The organism is Micromonospora sp. ATLC16, assembly GCF_057196645.1.
The window spans coordinates 24,447-38,987 of sequence record NZ_JBXUOW010000025.1; the positions used below are offsets into that span (position 1 = coordinate 24,447).

13 protein-coding genes are annotated in these 14,541 nt (G+C 70.6%); 3 read left to right on the forward strand and 10 right to left on the reverse strand.

Annotation, left to right across the window (positions count from 1 at the left end; all coding sequences use genetic code 11):
- Positions 1 to 138: 138 nt before the first annotated feature.
- From AC2CHE_RS13100 to AC2CHE_RS13120, 5 genes are read right to left on the reverse strand one after another with little or no spacing between them, the layout of a single operon-like run.
- On the reverse strand, positions 139 to 1,269 hold the full coding sequence (locus AC2CHE_RS13100; protein WP_484505182.1) for a branched-chain amino acid ABC transporter permease: 1,131 nt from the start codon (positions 1,267 to 1,269) through the stop codon (positions 139 to 141).
- Positions 1,266 to 2,156, reverse strand: coding sequence for a branched-chain amino acid ABC transporter permease (locus tag AC2CHE_RS13105; RefSeq protein WP_093403525.1), 891 nt, complete (start codon positions 2,154 to 2,156; stop codon positions 1,266 to 1,268). Before AC2CHE_RS13105 ends, AC2CHE_RS13100 begins: the two co-directional genes overlap by 4 nt.
- Positions 2,156 to 2,980: an ABC transporter ATP-binding protein gene (locus tag AC2CHE_RS13110; RefSeq protein ID WP_484505183.1), complete on the reverse strand. Its 825-nt coding sequence runs from the start codon at positions 2,978 to 2,980 to the stop codon at positions 2,156 to 2,158. The genes AC2CHE_RS13105 and AC2CHE_RS13110 overlap by 1 nt, the downstream gene beginning before the upstream one ends.
- Positions 2,977 to 3,720 carry an ABC transporter ATP-binding protein gene (locus tag AC2CHE_RS13115; RefSeq protein ID WP_484505184.1) on the reverse strand — a complete coding sequence of 248 codons (744 nt, stop codon included), beginning with the start codon at positions 3,718 to 3,720 and terminating at the stop codon, positions 2,977 to 2,979. Before AC2CHE_RS13115 ends, AC2CHE_RS13110 begins: the two co-directional genes overlap by 4 nt.
- A gap of 7 nt (positions 3,721 to 3,727) precedes the next feature.
- Positions 3,728 to 4,933 (reverse strand): substrate-binding domain-containing protein, encoded by a 1,206-nt coding sequence (locus tag AC2CHE_RS13120; protein ID WP_484505185.1) that lies wholly within the window; start codon positions 4,931 to 4,933, stop codon positions 3,728 to 3,730.
- 366 nt (positions 4,934 to 5,299) lie between these two features.
- Between AC2CHE_RS13120 and AC2CHE_RS13125 the strand changes: the two genes are divergently transcribed.
- A complete protein-coding gene (locus AC2CHE_RS13125) occupies positions 5,300 to 5,908 on the forward strand; it encodes a hypothetical protein (protein WP_484505186.1) in 609 nt (202 codons plus the stop codon).
- Positions 5,909 to 6,069: 161 nt separating this feature from the next.
- Here the strand turns inward: AC2CHE_RS13125 and AC2CHE_RS13130 are convergent, their stop codons facing one another.
- Positions 6,070 to 6,531: a tetratricopeptide repeat protein gene (locus AC2CHE_RS13130; protein ID WP_484505187.1), complete on the reverse strand. Its 462-nt coding sequence runs from the start codon at positions 6,529 to 6,531 to the stop codon at positions 6,070 to 6,072.
- 244 nt (positions 6,532 to 6,775) lie between these two features.
- Positions 6,776 to 7,894 (reverse strand): glycerophosphodiester phosphodiesterase, encoded by a 1,119-nt coding sequence (locus AC2CHE_RS13135; RefSeq protein WP_484505188.1) that lies wholly within the window; start codon positions 7,892 to 7,894, stop codon positions 6,776 to 6,778.
- Positions 7,895 to 8,089: 195 nt separating this feature from the next.
- Here AC2CHE_RS13135 and AC2CHE_RS13140 point away from each other — a divergent pair, with 195 nt between their 5' ends.
- Together AC2CHE_RS13140 and AC2CHE_RS13145 are read left to right on the forward strand one after the other, a co-directional pair.
- Positions 8,090 to 9,424 carry a TrkH family potassium uptake protein gene (locus tag AC2CHE_RS13140; protein ID WP_484505189.1) on the forward strand — a complete coding sequence of 445 codons (1,335 nt, stop codon included), beginning with the start codon at positions 8,090 to 8,092 and terminating at the stop codon, positions 9,422 to 9,424.
- Complete coding sequence (locus AC2CHE_RS13145; RefSeq protein WP_484505190.1) at positions 9,414 to 10,085, forward strand: potassium channel family protein; 672 nt, start codon at positions 9,414 to 9,416, stop codon at positions 10,083 to 10,085. Before AC2CHE_RS13140 ends, AC2CHE_RS13145 begins: the two co-directional genes overlap by 11 nt.
- A 9-nt stretch (positions 10,086 to 10,094) precedes the next feature.
- Here the strand turns inward: AC2CHE_RS13145 and AC2CHE_RS13150 are convergent, their stop codons facing one another.
- The 3 genes from AC2CHE_RS13150 to AC2CHE_RS13160 form a co-directional block, all read right to left on the reverse strand.
- Positions 10,095 to 11,774 (reverse strand): serine/threonine-protein kinase, encoded by a 1,680-nt coding sequence (locus AC2CHE_RS13150; RefSeq protein WP_484505191.1) that lies wholly within the window; start codon positions 11,772 to 11,774, stop codon positions 10,095 to 10,097.
- Between the two features lie 71 nt (positions 11,775 to 11,845).
- Positions 11,846 to 13,399 carry a fused MFS/spermidine synthase gene (locus tag AC2CHE_RS13155; RefSeq protein WP_484505192.1) on the reverse strand — a complete coding sequence of 518 codons (1,554 nt, stop codon included), beginning with the start codon at positions 13,397 to 13,399 and terminating at the stop codon, positions 11,846 to 11,848.
- Positions 13,400 to 13,435: 36 nt separating this feature from the next.
- On the reverse strand, positions 13,436 to 14,440 hold the full coding sequence (locus AC2CHE_RS13160; RefSeq protein ID WP_484505229.1) for a coiled-coil domain-containing protein: 1,005 nt from the start codon (positions 14,438 to 14,440) through the stop codon (positions 13,436 to 13,438).
- Between the last annotated feature and the right edge of the window lie 101 nt (positions 14,441 to 14,541).

Here is a 14,541-nt window from a genome sequence, read left to right on the forward strand (position 1 = left end):
CCCGTACGCTCCCGTCCGGATCCGCCGCCGTTCCGAAGCGACGATGGCCGCCCGGAGGTCGGACTGGACCGGAGCACCGATCTTGAGGCTAGCGCGGCGGGACGGCACGCCGTCCGTGCCGTCCCGCCGGCCTCGTGATCAACCCTGGTGCCGGGAGCCGGGACGCAGGGAGTCACGGAGCAGGGTCAGGCGAGGTGCGAGGCTGGCCAGGCCGCCGGGGAAGAAGTAGACGGCCAGGATGAAGACCGTGCCGAGCACGAACAGCGGCTGGGACAGCGGCCGGCTGAGGAACGCCGGCAGCGCGTTCACCGCGTCGGAGGTGCCGAACGACACCAGTCGGTGGTCCAGGTACATGTAGAGGATGCCGCCCAGCACCGGGCCCCACCGGGTACCCGGCCCGCCGAGAACCACCATCACCAGCAGCGACAGGGTCAGTTCGCTGCTGGTGATGTGCGGCGAGGCACCACCGACGATCAGGCAGTAGACCACCCCGCCGGCCGCCGCGAGACCGCCGGCCAGGGTGAAGGCGACAAGCTTGAAGCGGTACGGATCCAACCCGAGCACGCCGATGCGGCGCTCGTCGTCGCGTACCCCGGCCAGCACCCGCCCGGTCGGCGAGCCGCTGACCCGGTGCACCACGAACACCACCACCACGAGATACGCCAGCGCGAACCAGTACAGGTTGACCGTGTTGGTGACACCGACCAGCCCGTCCGGCAGCCCGGCGACGTCCAGCGGCAGCCCCTCCTCACCGCCGGTGAGCCCACCGAAGTCCCGGGCCACCAGGATCGCCCCGACCTGCGCGAACGCCAGCGTCACCATGGCGAAGGCGATGCCGACCGTACGCAGCGCCACCGCGCCGAGCAGCCCGGCGAGGATGGTTCCGCCGACGATGGCCAGCGGCGCGGCCTGCCACAGCGGCAGCCCGGCCCGGGTGATCAGGATGTCGGTGCCGTAGACACCGGCGGCGAAGTAGAGGGCGTGACCGAACGAGAGCATCCCGGTCCGGCCGAACAGCAGGTCGTAACCGGCCGCCAGACCGCCGAAGATCAGACACACGGCGAGCAGTTGCAGGGTGCCCGGCGAGTTCAGCGCGCCCTCGAAGATGCCCGGCAGGTGCACCGTCGAGTACGGCAGGATCACCGCCACCGCCAGCGCGACAAGCGGCAGGAACGGCCGGAGCCGACCCCAGCGGCCCGGTTGCCCGGTCAACTCGTCGGGCACCGTCGCCGGCGGCGCGGGAACCTCGGGGCTCTTGACCTCTGTCATGCCGTAACCGCCTTTCCGGCGATGCCCTGTGGGCGCAACAGCAGCACCACGGCCAGCAGCGCCACCACGCAGATGTCACCCAGCCCGGAGGTGCCGTAGTAGTTGACGAACTGTTGCAGCAGCCCGACCGCGACCGCCGCGTACGCGGACCCGACCACCGAGCCCATGCCGCCGATGACCACCACGATGAACGCGAAGATCAGCAGCGAGCCGCCCTGCTGTGGCGAGACGGTGCCGAAATAGACGCTGCCCAGCGCCCCGGCCAGCGCCGCCGCGGCCCCGCCGATGGCGAAGACCAGGGTGAACGCCTTGCGTACGTCGATGCCGAGCGCGGTCACCATCTCCCGGTTCTCCACTCCGGCCCGGATGATCAGGCCGTAGCGGGTCCAGCGGAGGAAGGCGAGGATCGCGCCGAGGACCAGCGCCGCGGCGACGATCAGCAGCAGACCTCCGTTTGGCACCTGCGCGCCGAAGATCGAGGTCACCTCGCGGGTCCAGGCCGGGCGCGGGAACGGTCGTGCGTCCGCACCCCAGGTGGCCTGCAACAGCGCCACGCCGGCCAGCGAGAGACCGACGGTGACCAGCACCTGCTCGATGGTGCGCGAGTAGAGCGGCCGGATCAGCACCAACTCGACCAGCACCGCCATCAGCGTGCCGGCGGCCACCCCGAAGGCGACCGCGACCACGAAGCCGAGGCCGTCCGGGCCGGCGCCGGGCAGGTTCCCCGCCGCCCACCAGGTGGCGTACGCGCCGACGCCGAGGAAGAGCCCGTGGGCGAAGTTGAGCACGTCGGCCAGACCGAAGACCAGCGACAGCCCGGAGGCGACCAGGAAGTACAGAGCGGCCAGGCCGAGGCCGGTGAGCGTCAACAGAATGATCGCGTCCATCAGCTACCGTCCTCCGGGGCCGACGCGGCGGCGGCCCGCCGACCGGCGACGCGGTCGGTTGCCGATCCAACGGGCTGGTCGGTCGCCGGCCCGGCGGGCTGGTGGCCCTCGGCCGAGCCGACGCCGAGCAGGGACCGGGTCAGCGCGGTCTCCAACAACAGCTCCTGGGCGTCGCCGGTCCAGGCGACCCGCCCGGCGGCGAGCACCACCGCGTCGCGGGCCAGCCGCCGGACCACCGCCAGGTTCTGCTCGACCAGCAGCACCGGCACGGACTCCGCGACCCGTTCCAGCACCTCGGCCACCTCGGTCACCACCTTCGGCGCCAGGCCCTTGGTCGGCTCGTCGACAAGCAGCAGCCGGTTGTCGTTGAGCAGCACCCGGCCGATGGCGAGCATCTGCTGCTGCCCGCCGGAGAGCGAGCCGGCCCGCTGCCGGGAACGCCGGTCCAGCTCGGGGAAGAGCGCGAACACCCGGTCGTACGCCGGGGTGGTGCCGCGCCGCTCGGCGAGCCGCAGGTTCTCCGCGACGGTGAGCCCGGCGAAGACGCAGCGGTCCTCCGGCACGTAGCCGAGCCCACCGCGGACCAGGCGGTGGGTCCGCTGGGACAGCAGGCTCTGGGCACCCATCCGGACCGTGCCGTGCACCTCGCCGTTGCGTGGGGTCAGCCCCACGACCGCGCGCAGCGTGGTGGTCTTGCCGACCCCGTTGCGGCCGAGCAGCACGGTGACCCCGGTCGGCGCGACCGTGAACGACACTCCCTGGAGGATGTGCAGCCCGGCGATCCGGACCGACAGTTCCTCCACGGTCAATACGGGTTCGCTCACAGCGACTCCCCGAGGTAGGCCTCTTGTACTGTCGGGTTGGCCATCACCGTCTCCGGTGTGTCGCAGGCCAGCAGCGCGCCGTGGTGCATCACGGCGATCCGGTCGGCCAGTTCGAGGATCACGTCCATGTGGTGCTCCACCATCAGCACCGCCCGGCCGCTGTCCCCGGTCAACGAACGGATCACCTGGACCAGTTCCGGCACGTCCTCGGCGCTGACCCCGGCCATCGGCTCGTCGAGCAGCATCACCCGTGGCTCACCGGCCAGCAGCAGGGCGATCTCCAGCTTCCGCTTCTCGCCGTGTGCGAGGGTGCCGGCCAGCGCCGTACCCCGGTGGGCCAGGCCGACCCGGTCGAGCGCCGCGTCGGCGGCGGCGGCGACCTCCCGGTCGGCCGCCGCCCGCCGCCACAACTTGAGCGAACCCCCGCGGTGTGCCTGCACGGCGAGCCGGACGTTCTCCAGCACGCTCAGCGAGCCGAACACCGAGGACGCCTGGAAGGTACGGCCCAGGCCCAGTCGGGCCCGCCGGTACGGCGGCAGGTCGGAGACGTCCTTGCCGTCCAGGGTCACTCGACCTTCGGTGGCCCGGCGCAGGCCGGTGATCAGGTTGAACAGTGAGGTCTTGCCGGCACCGTTCGGGCCGATCACGCCGAGGAACTCCCCGGGTGCCAGGTCCAGGTGGACGGAGTCGACGATGGACACCTCACCGATCCGCCAGGTCAGACCGCGGGTGGTGAGCATTTCCGCCTCAGCCCTTCATCGCCTGGACCGGCGGTGCGGTCTCGTCGGCGGTGAGCGCCTTCTGCGCGGTCGCGGTGAAGGTGTCGCCGCTGCCGGTCAGGCTCGCCTGGTACATCGGCTGGAGCAGCGCGTGGTCCTCGGCGCGGATGGTCATGCTGCCCTTCACGCTCTCGAAGCTCCAGCCCTCCAGCGCGGCGACCATCTTCTCGACGTCGTCGCCACCCTCGGCCACGGCGCGGACCACCATCTGGGCGGCGGCGAAGCCGTCCGGGTGGAACAGGTCGAGCGTGCCGCCGGGGACCTTCGCCTTCGCGGCCTTGCCCGCCTCGGTGTCGCTGGCGCCGTCGAAGTAGTGCGACAGGAAGGAGATCTTGCTTCCGGCGGCGCCGAAGGTGGGCCACGAGGCGCGGATGTCGAGGCCGGTGACGACGGTGGTGGAGGTCAGCACGCCCTGCTGGTCCAGCGTCTGCCACATGGCCGGGGCGGTGGTGCCGGCCCAGGCGACGAAGAGCAGGTCCGGCTTGGCGGACTTGATCTGGCTGGCGAACGGGGTGAACTCGGTCGCGCTGGCCGGCGCCCGGACGGCGCTGACGCTCGCGCCGGCTCCGCCGATGACGGCCTTGACCGCGGCCTCGTTGGCGTCGCCGAAGGCGCCGTCCTGGGCGAACACCACGACCTTCTTGCCGGCCGGGTCGCCGATGAACGACTTCGCGGTCACCACGTCCTGGTACGACTGGCGGCCGGAACGGAACGTGTACTTGTTGGCGCCGGTCAGCGCGTCGGTGGCGGCCGGCCCGGAGATGAACAGCACCTTGTTCTGCGCGGCGATCGGTGCCACCTGGAGCGCCACGCCCGAGGCCGTCGAACCGGCGATGATCTTGTTGCCCTTGCCGATCAGGTCCTTGGCCGCGGAGACCGCCTTCGCCGGATCACCCGCGTCATCGACCTCGGTGATCTCGATCGCGCGGTCACCCACCTTGTTGGTGCCGTCGGTGGCGAAGTCCAGGCCGGCCCTGAACCCCTCGATGTACTGCTTTCCGTAACTGGCCAGCGCTCCCGACTGGGAGTAGACCAGACCAACCTTCACCGGCGCGGCGCTGTCGCCGCCACCGTTGGCGGTGTCCTGGGGGCTGCCACAGGCCGTGGCGGCGATCGCCGCGGCCATCATCGTGGCGGCGGAGAGGAACACCCGCCGTGTCGTCCGGACCGTCATTGCGACTCCACGTGAGGACTCAGAGGGAGGAACCTTATGTGTCGGCTCACGCTAGAAGTGACGTCACCCACGGGCTATGTGGGTGAAACACACAAGTAACTCGTCAGCAATGGCTCTGGCATCACCTCAGACGGAACGAGGCGGTCCCGCGAACGGCGGTTCGGCACCGTGGCGCACATCCGCGCCGGCGTGTGTGTAGGCGAGACCCACGACTCGACATCCTGGCCAGAGGGGATTTTTCGGACAAATACTGTCATTACTCACTAATCTGGCTCATGTCCAGCAATACCTACTCTTCACCACGGGGAAGATCGTGAAACTGTTTCGAGGGCCTCCGTCATTGTGGCGGTGGGCATCGTGTTGGCAATGGCTTCGGGCCCGGCCCTCGCCCAAACCCTACGGTCGGCGGCGGTACAGCCCGTCGAGGAGACCACCATCGACATCAACCCGGGCAACGTCCCGACCACGGCGGCCGACTTCGAGCAGGAGTGCGACCCGAACCTCGGCGGCGGGCCCTACCCGAACCGGGACGTCTGGGTGTTCAACCTGCCGTCCGTACAGCGGGACTTCGTGTCCGTCACCGCGACCTTCAGCGTGCCCGACGACGGCATGGTCGACGTGACCATCCCCGACGCGGAGGACAGCGCCATCGTCCGGATCGGCACCAGCAAGGCGTGGGTGATCCTGCCTGCAGGCCGGACCCTGATCACTGCCACCGCAGTGGTGACCGGGGAAGCCGAGCCGGGCCTACAGTTCGTCCTCACCCATACCTGCGCCGCCAGCGCAAGCCCCACACCGACACCGACCGGCAGTCCCACCGCAAGCCCGACGGTGACACCGACCGGCTCGAAGTTGCCGATCACCGGCAGCTCCGGAGGCAACGGTCTCCTGATGATCACTGCCCTGGGTCTGGGCACGATCGTGCTCGGCGTAAGTCTTCTGACGCTGCGTCGTCGACGCGACCTGCGCGGCTGACGCAGTCCGGTCGCGGGGTGGGCGGTTCTCGCCGGCAACCCGGGTACATCCCGGGCCTCCCGCCCCGCGCTGGGCGACCAACATTGACCGGAAGCTCAGGCGCGAGTTGCGGCATCCCGCGCACGACGGACCCGGGCGGTTAGGTCTGCGACAGCGCTCGCCTACTCGCCTGACAACAGCCGCGCGAGCCGGTCCAGGCCGCCCTTGATCAGTTGCGCGTACGGATCGTCGCCGAGCGCGCCGATTGCCGCCCGCGCATGCTGAAGATGCTCGCGGGCCCGTTCGAGATCTCCGAGTTTGCGGTAGCACTCACCGAGGTTGAGGTGCAACGACGGATACAGACTCGCCACCGACATCGGTACCCCGGCCCGCGCGACGTCGGCGTCGGTGATCAGCTCGGCCGCGGCCAGCGCCCGCAGGTCCCAGACCAATTCCTGGTGGACGTCGTCCTGCACGTCGGCCATCGCGTGCGCGAGGACGCAGACGTGCAGCGGATCGCCCCGCTCCCCGCCGATTTCGTCCCACACCTGCGCGAACACGTCGCGGGCGGCCTCCCGCTGGCCCTGTTGATGGTGCAACTCGACCCCGTGGCCGATGCGGACCAACGTCGCATCCGTGATCATCAGCACCCCAACCCGACGGTCCTCCGCAGCCTGTCCACCCGCCTCGCCGACTCTACGCCCGCGACCGGCGATCCCGTGCCCCGCAGCACTCCGGGAATGGTGGTGGTCGCGGGGACAGCAACGTCCCCGAAGTTGCAGGCCGGGAGGCGGGACAGGCAGGCGGGGTGTGGGTGTGGGTGTGGGTGTGGCCCGCCGGCCGGGGTGGACGGCGGGCCGATCGGCGCGGGTGGTGTGACGGTCGGGGTCAGTGCCGAGGGAGAGCGGCGCGGGCGGCGACCGCGGTGTCGGGTTGGTCGGTGAAGACGCCGTCGAGGCCGAGGCGGTAGAACAGTTCGTACTCGGACTGGATGTCGCCGCGGGCGTTCGGGTCGGTGCCGATCCGGAAGTCGGCCGGGAGGAACTGGTTCTCCGCCCGGAAGGTCCAGGCGTGCACGATCAGTTTCTCCCGGTGCGCATCCCTGATCAGGGTGGTCGGGGCGAGCAGGCCACCGGTGGAGTTCCGCGGCACGATCAGGTCCTTGTGTACCCCGACGCCGTCGGCGTACCGGGAGATCCAGCGCAGGCCGGCGGGGGCGGCGAGGTCGCGGTACGTGCGGGTGTCCCCGGCCGCGGTGAAGTCGTAGGGCTGGCCGGCGGCGTTGAGCAGCTGTACCAGCCGCACGTCGATCATCCGGTCCAGCCGCCGCAGGTTGGCCGTCTCGAAGGACTGGACGATCACCGGAGCGTTCCGCTTGGTCAACTTGTTCCGGCGCAGCGTCTCGACGAGCGGCTCCTCCAGCGGCAGGCCGATCGAGGCGAAGTACGTCGGGTGCTTGGTCTCCGGGTAGACACCGATCACTCGGCCACGCGTCCGGCCCTCGACCCGGGCCAGGTCGATCACCTCTTCGAAGGTCGGCACCTGGAACCTGCCGTCGAACGCGGTGTTCGTCACTCGTACCTGGGGCAGCCGCTCCTTGGCCCGCAGCGTCCGCAGTTCGGCCAGGGTGAAGTCCTCGGTGAACCAGCCGGTCACCGACGCCCCGTCGATGGTCTTCGTGGTCCGGCGATCGGCGAACTCGGGCTTGGCCGCCACGTCGGTGGTACCGCTGATCTCGTTCTCGTGCCGGGCGACCAGCACACCGTCGGCGGTCGACACCAGATCCGGTTCGATGTAGTCGGCACCCATCCGGATCGCCAGCCGGTACGCCTCCAGCGTGTGCTCCGGCCGGTAGCCGCTGGCGCCCCGGTGACCGATGACGATGGGCTGGTCGCCGACGCGGGCCGGGTCCGTGCCGTCCGGCTTGGCCGTGGCGACCATGGGTGTGGCCAGGGCGGCGGCGAGCAGGGTCACCGACACACCGAGGGCGGAAAGGGTACGTCGCAACGCGGTCTCCTTGACTCGTCGGGGGGACCGCCTCAGCAGACCCGCCCGGGCTGACCGGCAGTTGGTCCGCGCCTGACAATCCGGTGAATCCTCCGCCGTTGCGTCCGGTGAAGCAGAGCAAGGCAGGCCGGCGACGAGGGGCGTCGGGATGTCGGTTCACGCCCGCGAAGCCGCGCAGAATCGGAAGATTGTCTGGTGCGTCGGTTTCTTCGTCACCCGGTGCGGCTCGTGCCGCTGGTTTTCCTGGTGGCGATCCTGATCGGCACCGGGCTGTTGATGCTGCGGCCGATGACGAGCGAGTACCAGCACACTCCGTTCATGACCGCGCTGTTCACCGCGACGTCGGCCATCTCGGTCACCGGCCTGACCCTCACCGACACCCCGAGCTACTGGTCCGGCTCCGGGCTGGTGCTCATCACCGTGCTCACCCAGCTGGGTGGGCTCGGCATCCTGACCGGTGCCGCGCTGGTGATCCTCACCGTGTCCCGGCGGCTCGGGCTGCACAACCGGCTGCTGGTGCAGGCCGAGACCGCGGAGTACGGGATCGGCGACGTGCGCCGGCTGCTGCTGCGCATCGCCACCACGGTCTTCGCCTGCGAGGTGGCGATGACCGTCCTCGTCACCGGCCGGCTCTGGCTGGGCTACGAACAGCCGTTCTGGCGGTCCCTCTGGTCCGCCGCGTTCCACTCCATCCAGGCTTTCAACAACTGCGGATTCTCTCTCTACCCCGATGGGTTGTTGGCCTTCTCCCGTGACCCGTGGGTCAGCCTGCCGTTGGCCCTCGGCGCGATCATCGGCGGACTCGGGTTTCCGGCCATGTTCGAGGCCGTCCGGAGATGGCGGCAGCCGGCCCGCTGGGCGGCCGCCACCAAGCTGACCATCTGGGGCAGCGCGGCACTTGTCGCCTTCGGTGCGGTCGCGTTCCTGTCCGCCGAGTGGGCCAACCCGTGGACCGTCGGCCAGTACGACGTACCCGGCAAGGTGGTGGCCGCGTTCGCGCAGATCGCGTTGTCCCGCACCGGCGGCTTCGAGGTGGTGCCGACCGACCTGCTTCGGGAGGAGAGCCACATCCTGCTGATCGGGCTGATGTTCATCGGTGGCGGCAGCGCCAGCACGGCCGGCGGTATCAAGGTCTCCACCTTCTTCCTGCTCGCCTTCGTCATCTGGGCTGAGGTCCGGGGCGAGCCGGACGTCACGGTCGGTCACCGTCGGATCGCCACCGCCAGCCAGCGGCAGGCCCTCACCGTCGCGCTGCTCAGCGTCGCGATCGTGGCCGGCGGGACCGCCACCCTGATCGCGATGACCGACAAGCTTCCGTTCTACGCCGCGTTGTTCGAGGTCACGTCGGCGTTCAGCACCACCGGGCTCTCGGTGGGCGTCCTGTCCTCCGTGTCCGACGGTGGCCAGTTGCTGCTGATCGTGCTCATGTACGTCGGCCGGGTCGGGCCGCTCACCTTCGGCTCGGCGATCGCGCTGAACACCCGACGCCGGCTCTACCGCTACCCAGAGGAGCAACCCATTGTCGGATAGGACATCGGACCCGGGCGGCATCGCCGTGATCGGCCTCGGCCGGTTCGGCAGCCATCTGGCCGAATCGCTCTCCGCGCTCGGCCGCGAGGTGGTGGCCGTCGACCGGGACGCCCAGCAGGTGCAGAAGTGGTCGTCGATGCTCGACCAGGTAGCGCAGGCCGACGCCACCGACGAGGGCGCGCTGCGCCAGCTCGGCCTGACCGACCTCCCCCGGGTGGTGGTGGCCATCGGCGCCTCCGTCGAGGCCAGCGTGCTCACCGTGCTCGCCCTGGTGGAGCTGGGCATACCGCAGATCTGGGCCCGGGCGACCTCGGGGCAGCACGCGAAGATCCTCTCCTCGGTCGGGGCGCACCGCGTGATCTTCCCCGAGGCGGAGACCGGCGAGCGACTCGCCCACCTGATCATCAGTCGGATGATTGACTTCGTGGAGTTCGACGAGGCCTTCGCGGTGGCCCGGATCCGCGTTCCGCGGTCGCTCGCGGGTCGCCCGACCAGCGAGATCCAACTGCTGGACCGCTACGGCGTACGGGTGATCGGCATCAAGCGCTCCAGCGAGCAGCGGTACCGGTACTTCTCGGACGACATGCAACTCGCCGATGACACGATTCTCATCGTGGAGGGGACCATAGAACAGGTTCAGCGCTTCTCCACGCTGTCCTGACCGATCAGCTCACCGGCCGGGGCCCTTGCCGGGTTTACCCGGCTGCGGCTTCCCGCCGCCCTTGCCCTTGTCCGGCTTGGCCTTCTCAGGTTTGGGCTCCTTCGCCTTCGGTTCGGAGCCGCCCGACCCGGCCTTGCCGGCGGTTGCCTTCACCGTCTTGGCCGTAGCCGACTTGGTACGTGCCGGCTTGGTGGGTGCAGGCTTGGTGGGTGCAGGCTTGGTGGTGGGCGCGGTGCCGGCAACGCCGGAGACCTGTACCCCGCACACCGCCGTGCCGACCCGGAACTCCACCGGCAGCGGGTTCGTCCCGGAGTACCGCCCGGTCAGGTTCACCTTCTCGGTGGCGCCTGGCGCCAGCGCCGGCCGCTGCGGGACCGGTTGCACCGCCACCGACCGACCCTGTTGCCGTACCGGCGCGGGAGTCGCGCCGGTCACCTGCTGCTCGCCGGGGAACGCGAAACTCATGGTCCAGTCGCGCAGCTCGCGCTCCCCGGTGTTGGTCAGGCTCAGCTCCGCGGAGAAGTCCTTGCCGGAATCCTTGCGCAGCGCGTACGTCACCTGGCAGGGAATCTCCTGTTCGCCGCCGATGCGCGCCTGGGTCGGCTGGTCGATCCCGCCGCTGGCGGGGCTGTGCGACGTGACCCCCCAGACCGCCGCCGTGACCGCCATCAGCCCGGCGGCGGCCGTCACCGCCTCGATCCGACGCCGACGGTTCAGCCGGCGACGGGTGCGCAGGCCGGCCAGGGGCAGCGCATCGGTCGCCGCGGACCAGGGCAGGATCGTGGTTCCGGCTTCGGCCAGCGACGACGGGTCGGTGTCACCCACACCGGTGCCCGCCGGCACCGTCGGCACCTTGCCGGCCGCCTCGGCGAGGACCCGGGCCAGTTCGGCGGTGCCCGGCCGATCCGCCGGTCGCTTCGCCAGGCAGCGCTGGACGAGGTCGACGACGCCGCCAGGCAGGCCCGGCAGGTCGGGCATCGGTTCCGGCTCGCGGTACATGTGGGCGCGCAGCATCTGGGTGGTGGTGTCGGCCTGCCAGGGCAGCCGACCGGTGAGCATCCGGTACAGCAGCAGGCCGACCGCGTACACGTCGGTGGCCGGGCTGACCTGGCCGTTGTCGAGCCGTTCCGGAGCGAGGTAGGCCGGGGTCCCGAGCAGGGTGCCGTCGGGCCCCTTCTCGCTCTCACCGACGAGTGCCGAGATTCCGAAGTCGACCACCTTCACCCCGGTCGCGGTGAGCATCACGTTGCCAGGGGTCACGTCGCGGTGCACCACACCCCTGGCGTGCGCGGTGGCCAGCGCGGAGGCGACCTCGGCTGCCACCGTCACCGCCTCCCGCCACGGCAGACGTCCGTCGCGGGCCAACCGCGCGGTCAGCGGACCACCGTCGATCAGTTCCATCACCACGTACGGCACGGTCAACCCGACCTGCACGGACTCGCCGTAGTCGTACACGTTCGTGATGTTGGGGTGGCAGAGCCGGGCGGAGGCCTGAGCCTCGATCCGGATCCGGTGCCGAAACGCCCGGTCGCTGGCCAGCCGGGAGGCGAGCACCTTTACCGCGACCTGCCGGCCGAGCACCTCGTCGTAGCCCCGCCAGACCACCGACATGCCGCCCGCGCCGAGCTGTTCGATGAGCCGGTACCGCTCACCGAGCAGTTGCGCGCCTCTGCTCACCGCATCACCCATGGTTCGCGTTGTTGCCCGACATGAAGCCGCCTACACCTTCCTGGTCTGATTCGGTCACGGATCTCACCCAATCAGGCGGTGGCGAGCAGTTGGTCCACCGGAGCATAGTCGTCGGTGAGCACCAGCGCGTCGCCGACGAAGTCCGTCAGGTCACCGCCGCTGATCAGGCTCGCCGGGTCGTTGACATCGTCGAGGCGGGCCCGTACCGCGGCCAGCGGCAGCGGTACGTCAGAGGCGACGATCAGGAAGTTGGCACCCCGCTCACCGGCCAATGCCTCGGGCGGAGCGATCAGGGCGACGTGGCCGAACTCGGCGGCAACGGTGGCCACCTCGCTGCGGATGAACCGCAGCGGCGGGTAGTCGATGACGTTCTGCACGTACACCCCTCCCGGGCGGGTCACCCGGCGGATCTCGGCGGCCATCTCCCTGGTGGCCAGGTGCCAGGGCACCACCAGGTGCCCGAAGGCGTCGCCCACCACGAAGTCCCGGCTGTCGGTCGCCCCGTCGGCCACCAGCATCCGGGCGTCGCCCACCACCGCCCGCAGGTCCGGTCCCTGGCGTACGCCGAGCCGCCGCTCCCCCAGCTCGACCAGCCCGCCGTCGATCTCGAACACCAGGTTGTCGGTGCCGGGCCGGGTGGCGGTCAGGTATCGCGGCACGGTGAACCCGCCGCCGCCCAGGTGCAGCGCGTCGAGCCGCTGCCCCTCCGGTGCGATCACGTCGGCCACCGCCCCGATCCACCGGGTGTACGCGTACTCCAGGTGGGTCGGGTCGGCAAGGTCCACGTACGAGTGCTGGGCCGAGTTGAGCAACAGCGTCCGCCCGCTGGACCGCCCCGGATCCGCCTGGACGCGGGCGCAGTGGTAGGCCGTCTCGACGTCGCAGGGATTCGGGGCGACCATGGTCAGCCCGGCCCCGGCCAGGCCGAGCACCGCCAGGGCGGCCTTTACCCGGGCCGGGCCGGGCAGGGCGGCCCGGTCCTGCCGGTGCAGGTACACCCCGAGCGCGATACCGGTGATGCCGAGGGAGGCGGCCAACCCGAACAGGATGACGGTGCTGGGCAGGGCGGCCACCAGCACGAACCCGGTGATCAGGGTGGCCGTGACGGCACCGAGGGTGCCGATGCCGGAGAGCCGGCCGACGACCTGGCCGGTGCGGCGCAGGTCGGCGAGCTGAAGTTTGATCACCAGTGGGCTGACCGCCGAGAGCAGCATCGCGGGCGCGAACACGGCGACCGCGACCAGCAGCAGGACCGTGCTGGCCGCGCCGCCGCGCAAAACCTCACCGGCGTACCGCACCGCCGGCAGGGTGATCGCGGTGGCGATGCCGGAGAGCACCAGCGCCGGGGCCAGGAGCGTACGGGGGTTGCGCCGGTCGGCCAGCCAGCCGCCCGCCCACGCGCCGTACGCGATCGCCGCCAACGCGATGCCGATGACCGAGCTGGTCACCTGAAGGGTGACCCCCACGTACGGTCCGACCAGGCGCAACGCGGCGGTCTCCAGCACCAGGACGGCACCGCTGGAGTAGAAGACCAGGAACGCGGCGAGCCCGTTGGGCAGGGCCCGGGGCACCTCCGGCCGAGAGGGCGCGGCCGGGGCCGCCACGTCAGGCGTTGGAGAGTTCATCGTGGCGATGGTACGCAGCGGCCCCGGGCCGGCGGGTCAGTACATCGAGAGATGAACGTGGTTCGTGTGGTCGGCGGCCGGGCTGCCGCTACCGCTGTACGCCCGCCAGCCGGTGCCCGGGTGCCAGATCTGGCGGTACCAGATGACGTAGAGCACGCCGAGCCGTTCGGCGTTGCGGACGTGCCAGGCGGCCAGGCTGTCACCGTACGACTTGTCGCCACCGGTCGCCGTGCGGTCCTCGAAGCCGTTCGTGGCGGCGGAGAAGTCGCAGGCCCGGCCCTTGGGGTGCTCGCCGGAGCCGCCGCTGCGGTAGCAGGAGACGTGCCGTTTGTAGCCGGCGGCCTGGGTCTGCTTCAGCGCGTGCAGGGTGCGGGGCGTGATGCAGCCCGAGGTGGTCGGGTCGTTCACCGAGCACGACTCGCCGGGCCAGGAGCCGTCGGAGTTGCGCGGCGCCGGCCTCGCCGAGGTGGAGCTGCCACCGCTGAACCCGCCGCCGCTACCCGAGCTGACCGCCGCCAGGGCCGCCTCGGCCTCCTTCTTCTTCCTCGCCATCACGGCCAACTGCTTGGTCTGCTCGCGCACCTCAGCATTGATCGCCAACTTGGTCTGCCGGGCCTGCTCCCGGGCCTCGGTCAGCTCTCGGATCCGCCGACCGTCCCGCTGGGCCATAATGTCGAGGTTGGCTGCCCGCTGCACGAACGCCTCCGGCGTCGCACTGTCCAGTAGTACGGCTGCCGGGCTGAGCCGGCCGACCCGGTAGGACTGCGCGGCCACCTCGCCGACCATGGAGGTCAGCTCGTCCAGCCGGCCCTCCATCGCGGACAACTCCTTGGCCATCTGCTTCTGCCGTTTCTTGGAACCGTCCAGCTCGCGTTTGGCGTTGATGTGCGCCTTGGCGGTGGCCTCCAGGGCGTCCCGCAGCTTCTTGCTGCCACCCTCGTTGGGCTCGGCGTACGCCGGCACGGCACCCACCCCGAGCAGCAGCGCCACGGCGGCGAGCAGGGCGATCAGCGGCCGGTGGGCGTACCGCCGGACGGGCATGTACCTGCGCACGAAAGCATCCTTTCGTCGGCCGCCGGCCCCGATGAACACCAATGCGCGGCGACAACCCCCGCCGGCGCCGGTCGGCGGCCTGCTGGCGG

What these genes read in the sequence shown, in the direction of transcription:
- AC2CHE_RS13100 (WP_484505182.1), bottom strand. Translation starts at nt 1,269, where the DNA reads ATGACAGAGGTCAAGAGCCCCGAGGTTCCCGCGCCGCCGGCGACGGTG.
- AC2CHE_RS13105 (WP_093403525.1), bottom strand. Translation starts at nt 2,156, where the DNA reads ATGGACGCGATCATTCTGTTGACGCTCACCGGCCTCGGCCTGGCCGCT.
- AC2CHE_RS13115 (WP_484505184.1), bottom strand. Translation starts at nt 3,720, where the DNA reads ATGCTCACCACCCGCGGTCTGACCTGGCGGATCGGTGAGGTGTCCATC.
- AC2CHE_RS13120 (WP_484505185.1), bottom strand. Translation starts at nt 4,933, where the DNA reads ATGACGGTCCGGACGACACGGCGGGTGTTCCTCTCCGCCGCCACGATG.
- AC2CHE_RS13125 (WP_484505186.1), top strand. Translation starts at nt 5,300, where the DNA reads ATGGCTTCGGGCCCGGCCCTCGCCCAAACCCTACGGTCGGCGGCGGTA.
- AC2CHE_RS13130 (WP_484505187.1), bottom strand. Translation starts at nt 6,531, where the DNA reads ATGATCACGGATGCGACGTTGGTCCGCATCGGCCACGGGGTCGAGTTG.
- AC2CHE_RS13150 (WP_484505191.1), bottom strand. Translation starts at nt 11,774, where the DNA reads ATGGGTGATGCGGTGAGCAGAGGCGCGCAACTGCTCGGTGAGCGGTAC.
- AC2CHE_RS13155 (WP_484505192.1), bottom strand. Translation starts at nt 13,399, where the DNA reads ATGAACTCTCCAACGCCTGACGTGGCGGCCCCGGCCGCGCCCTCTCGG.
- AC2CHE_RS13160 (WP_484505229.1), bottom strand. Translation starts at nt 14,440, where the DNA reads ATGCCCGTCCGGCGGTACGCCCACCGGCCGCTGATCGCCCTGCTCGCC.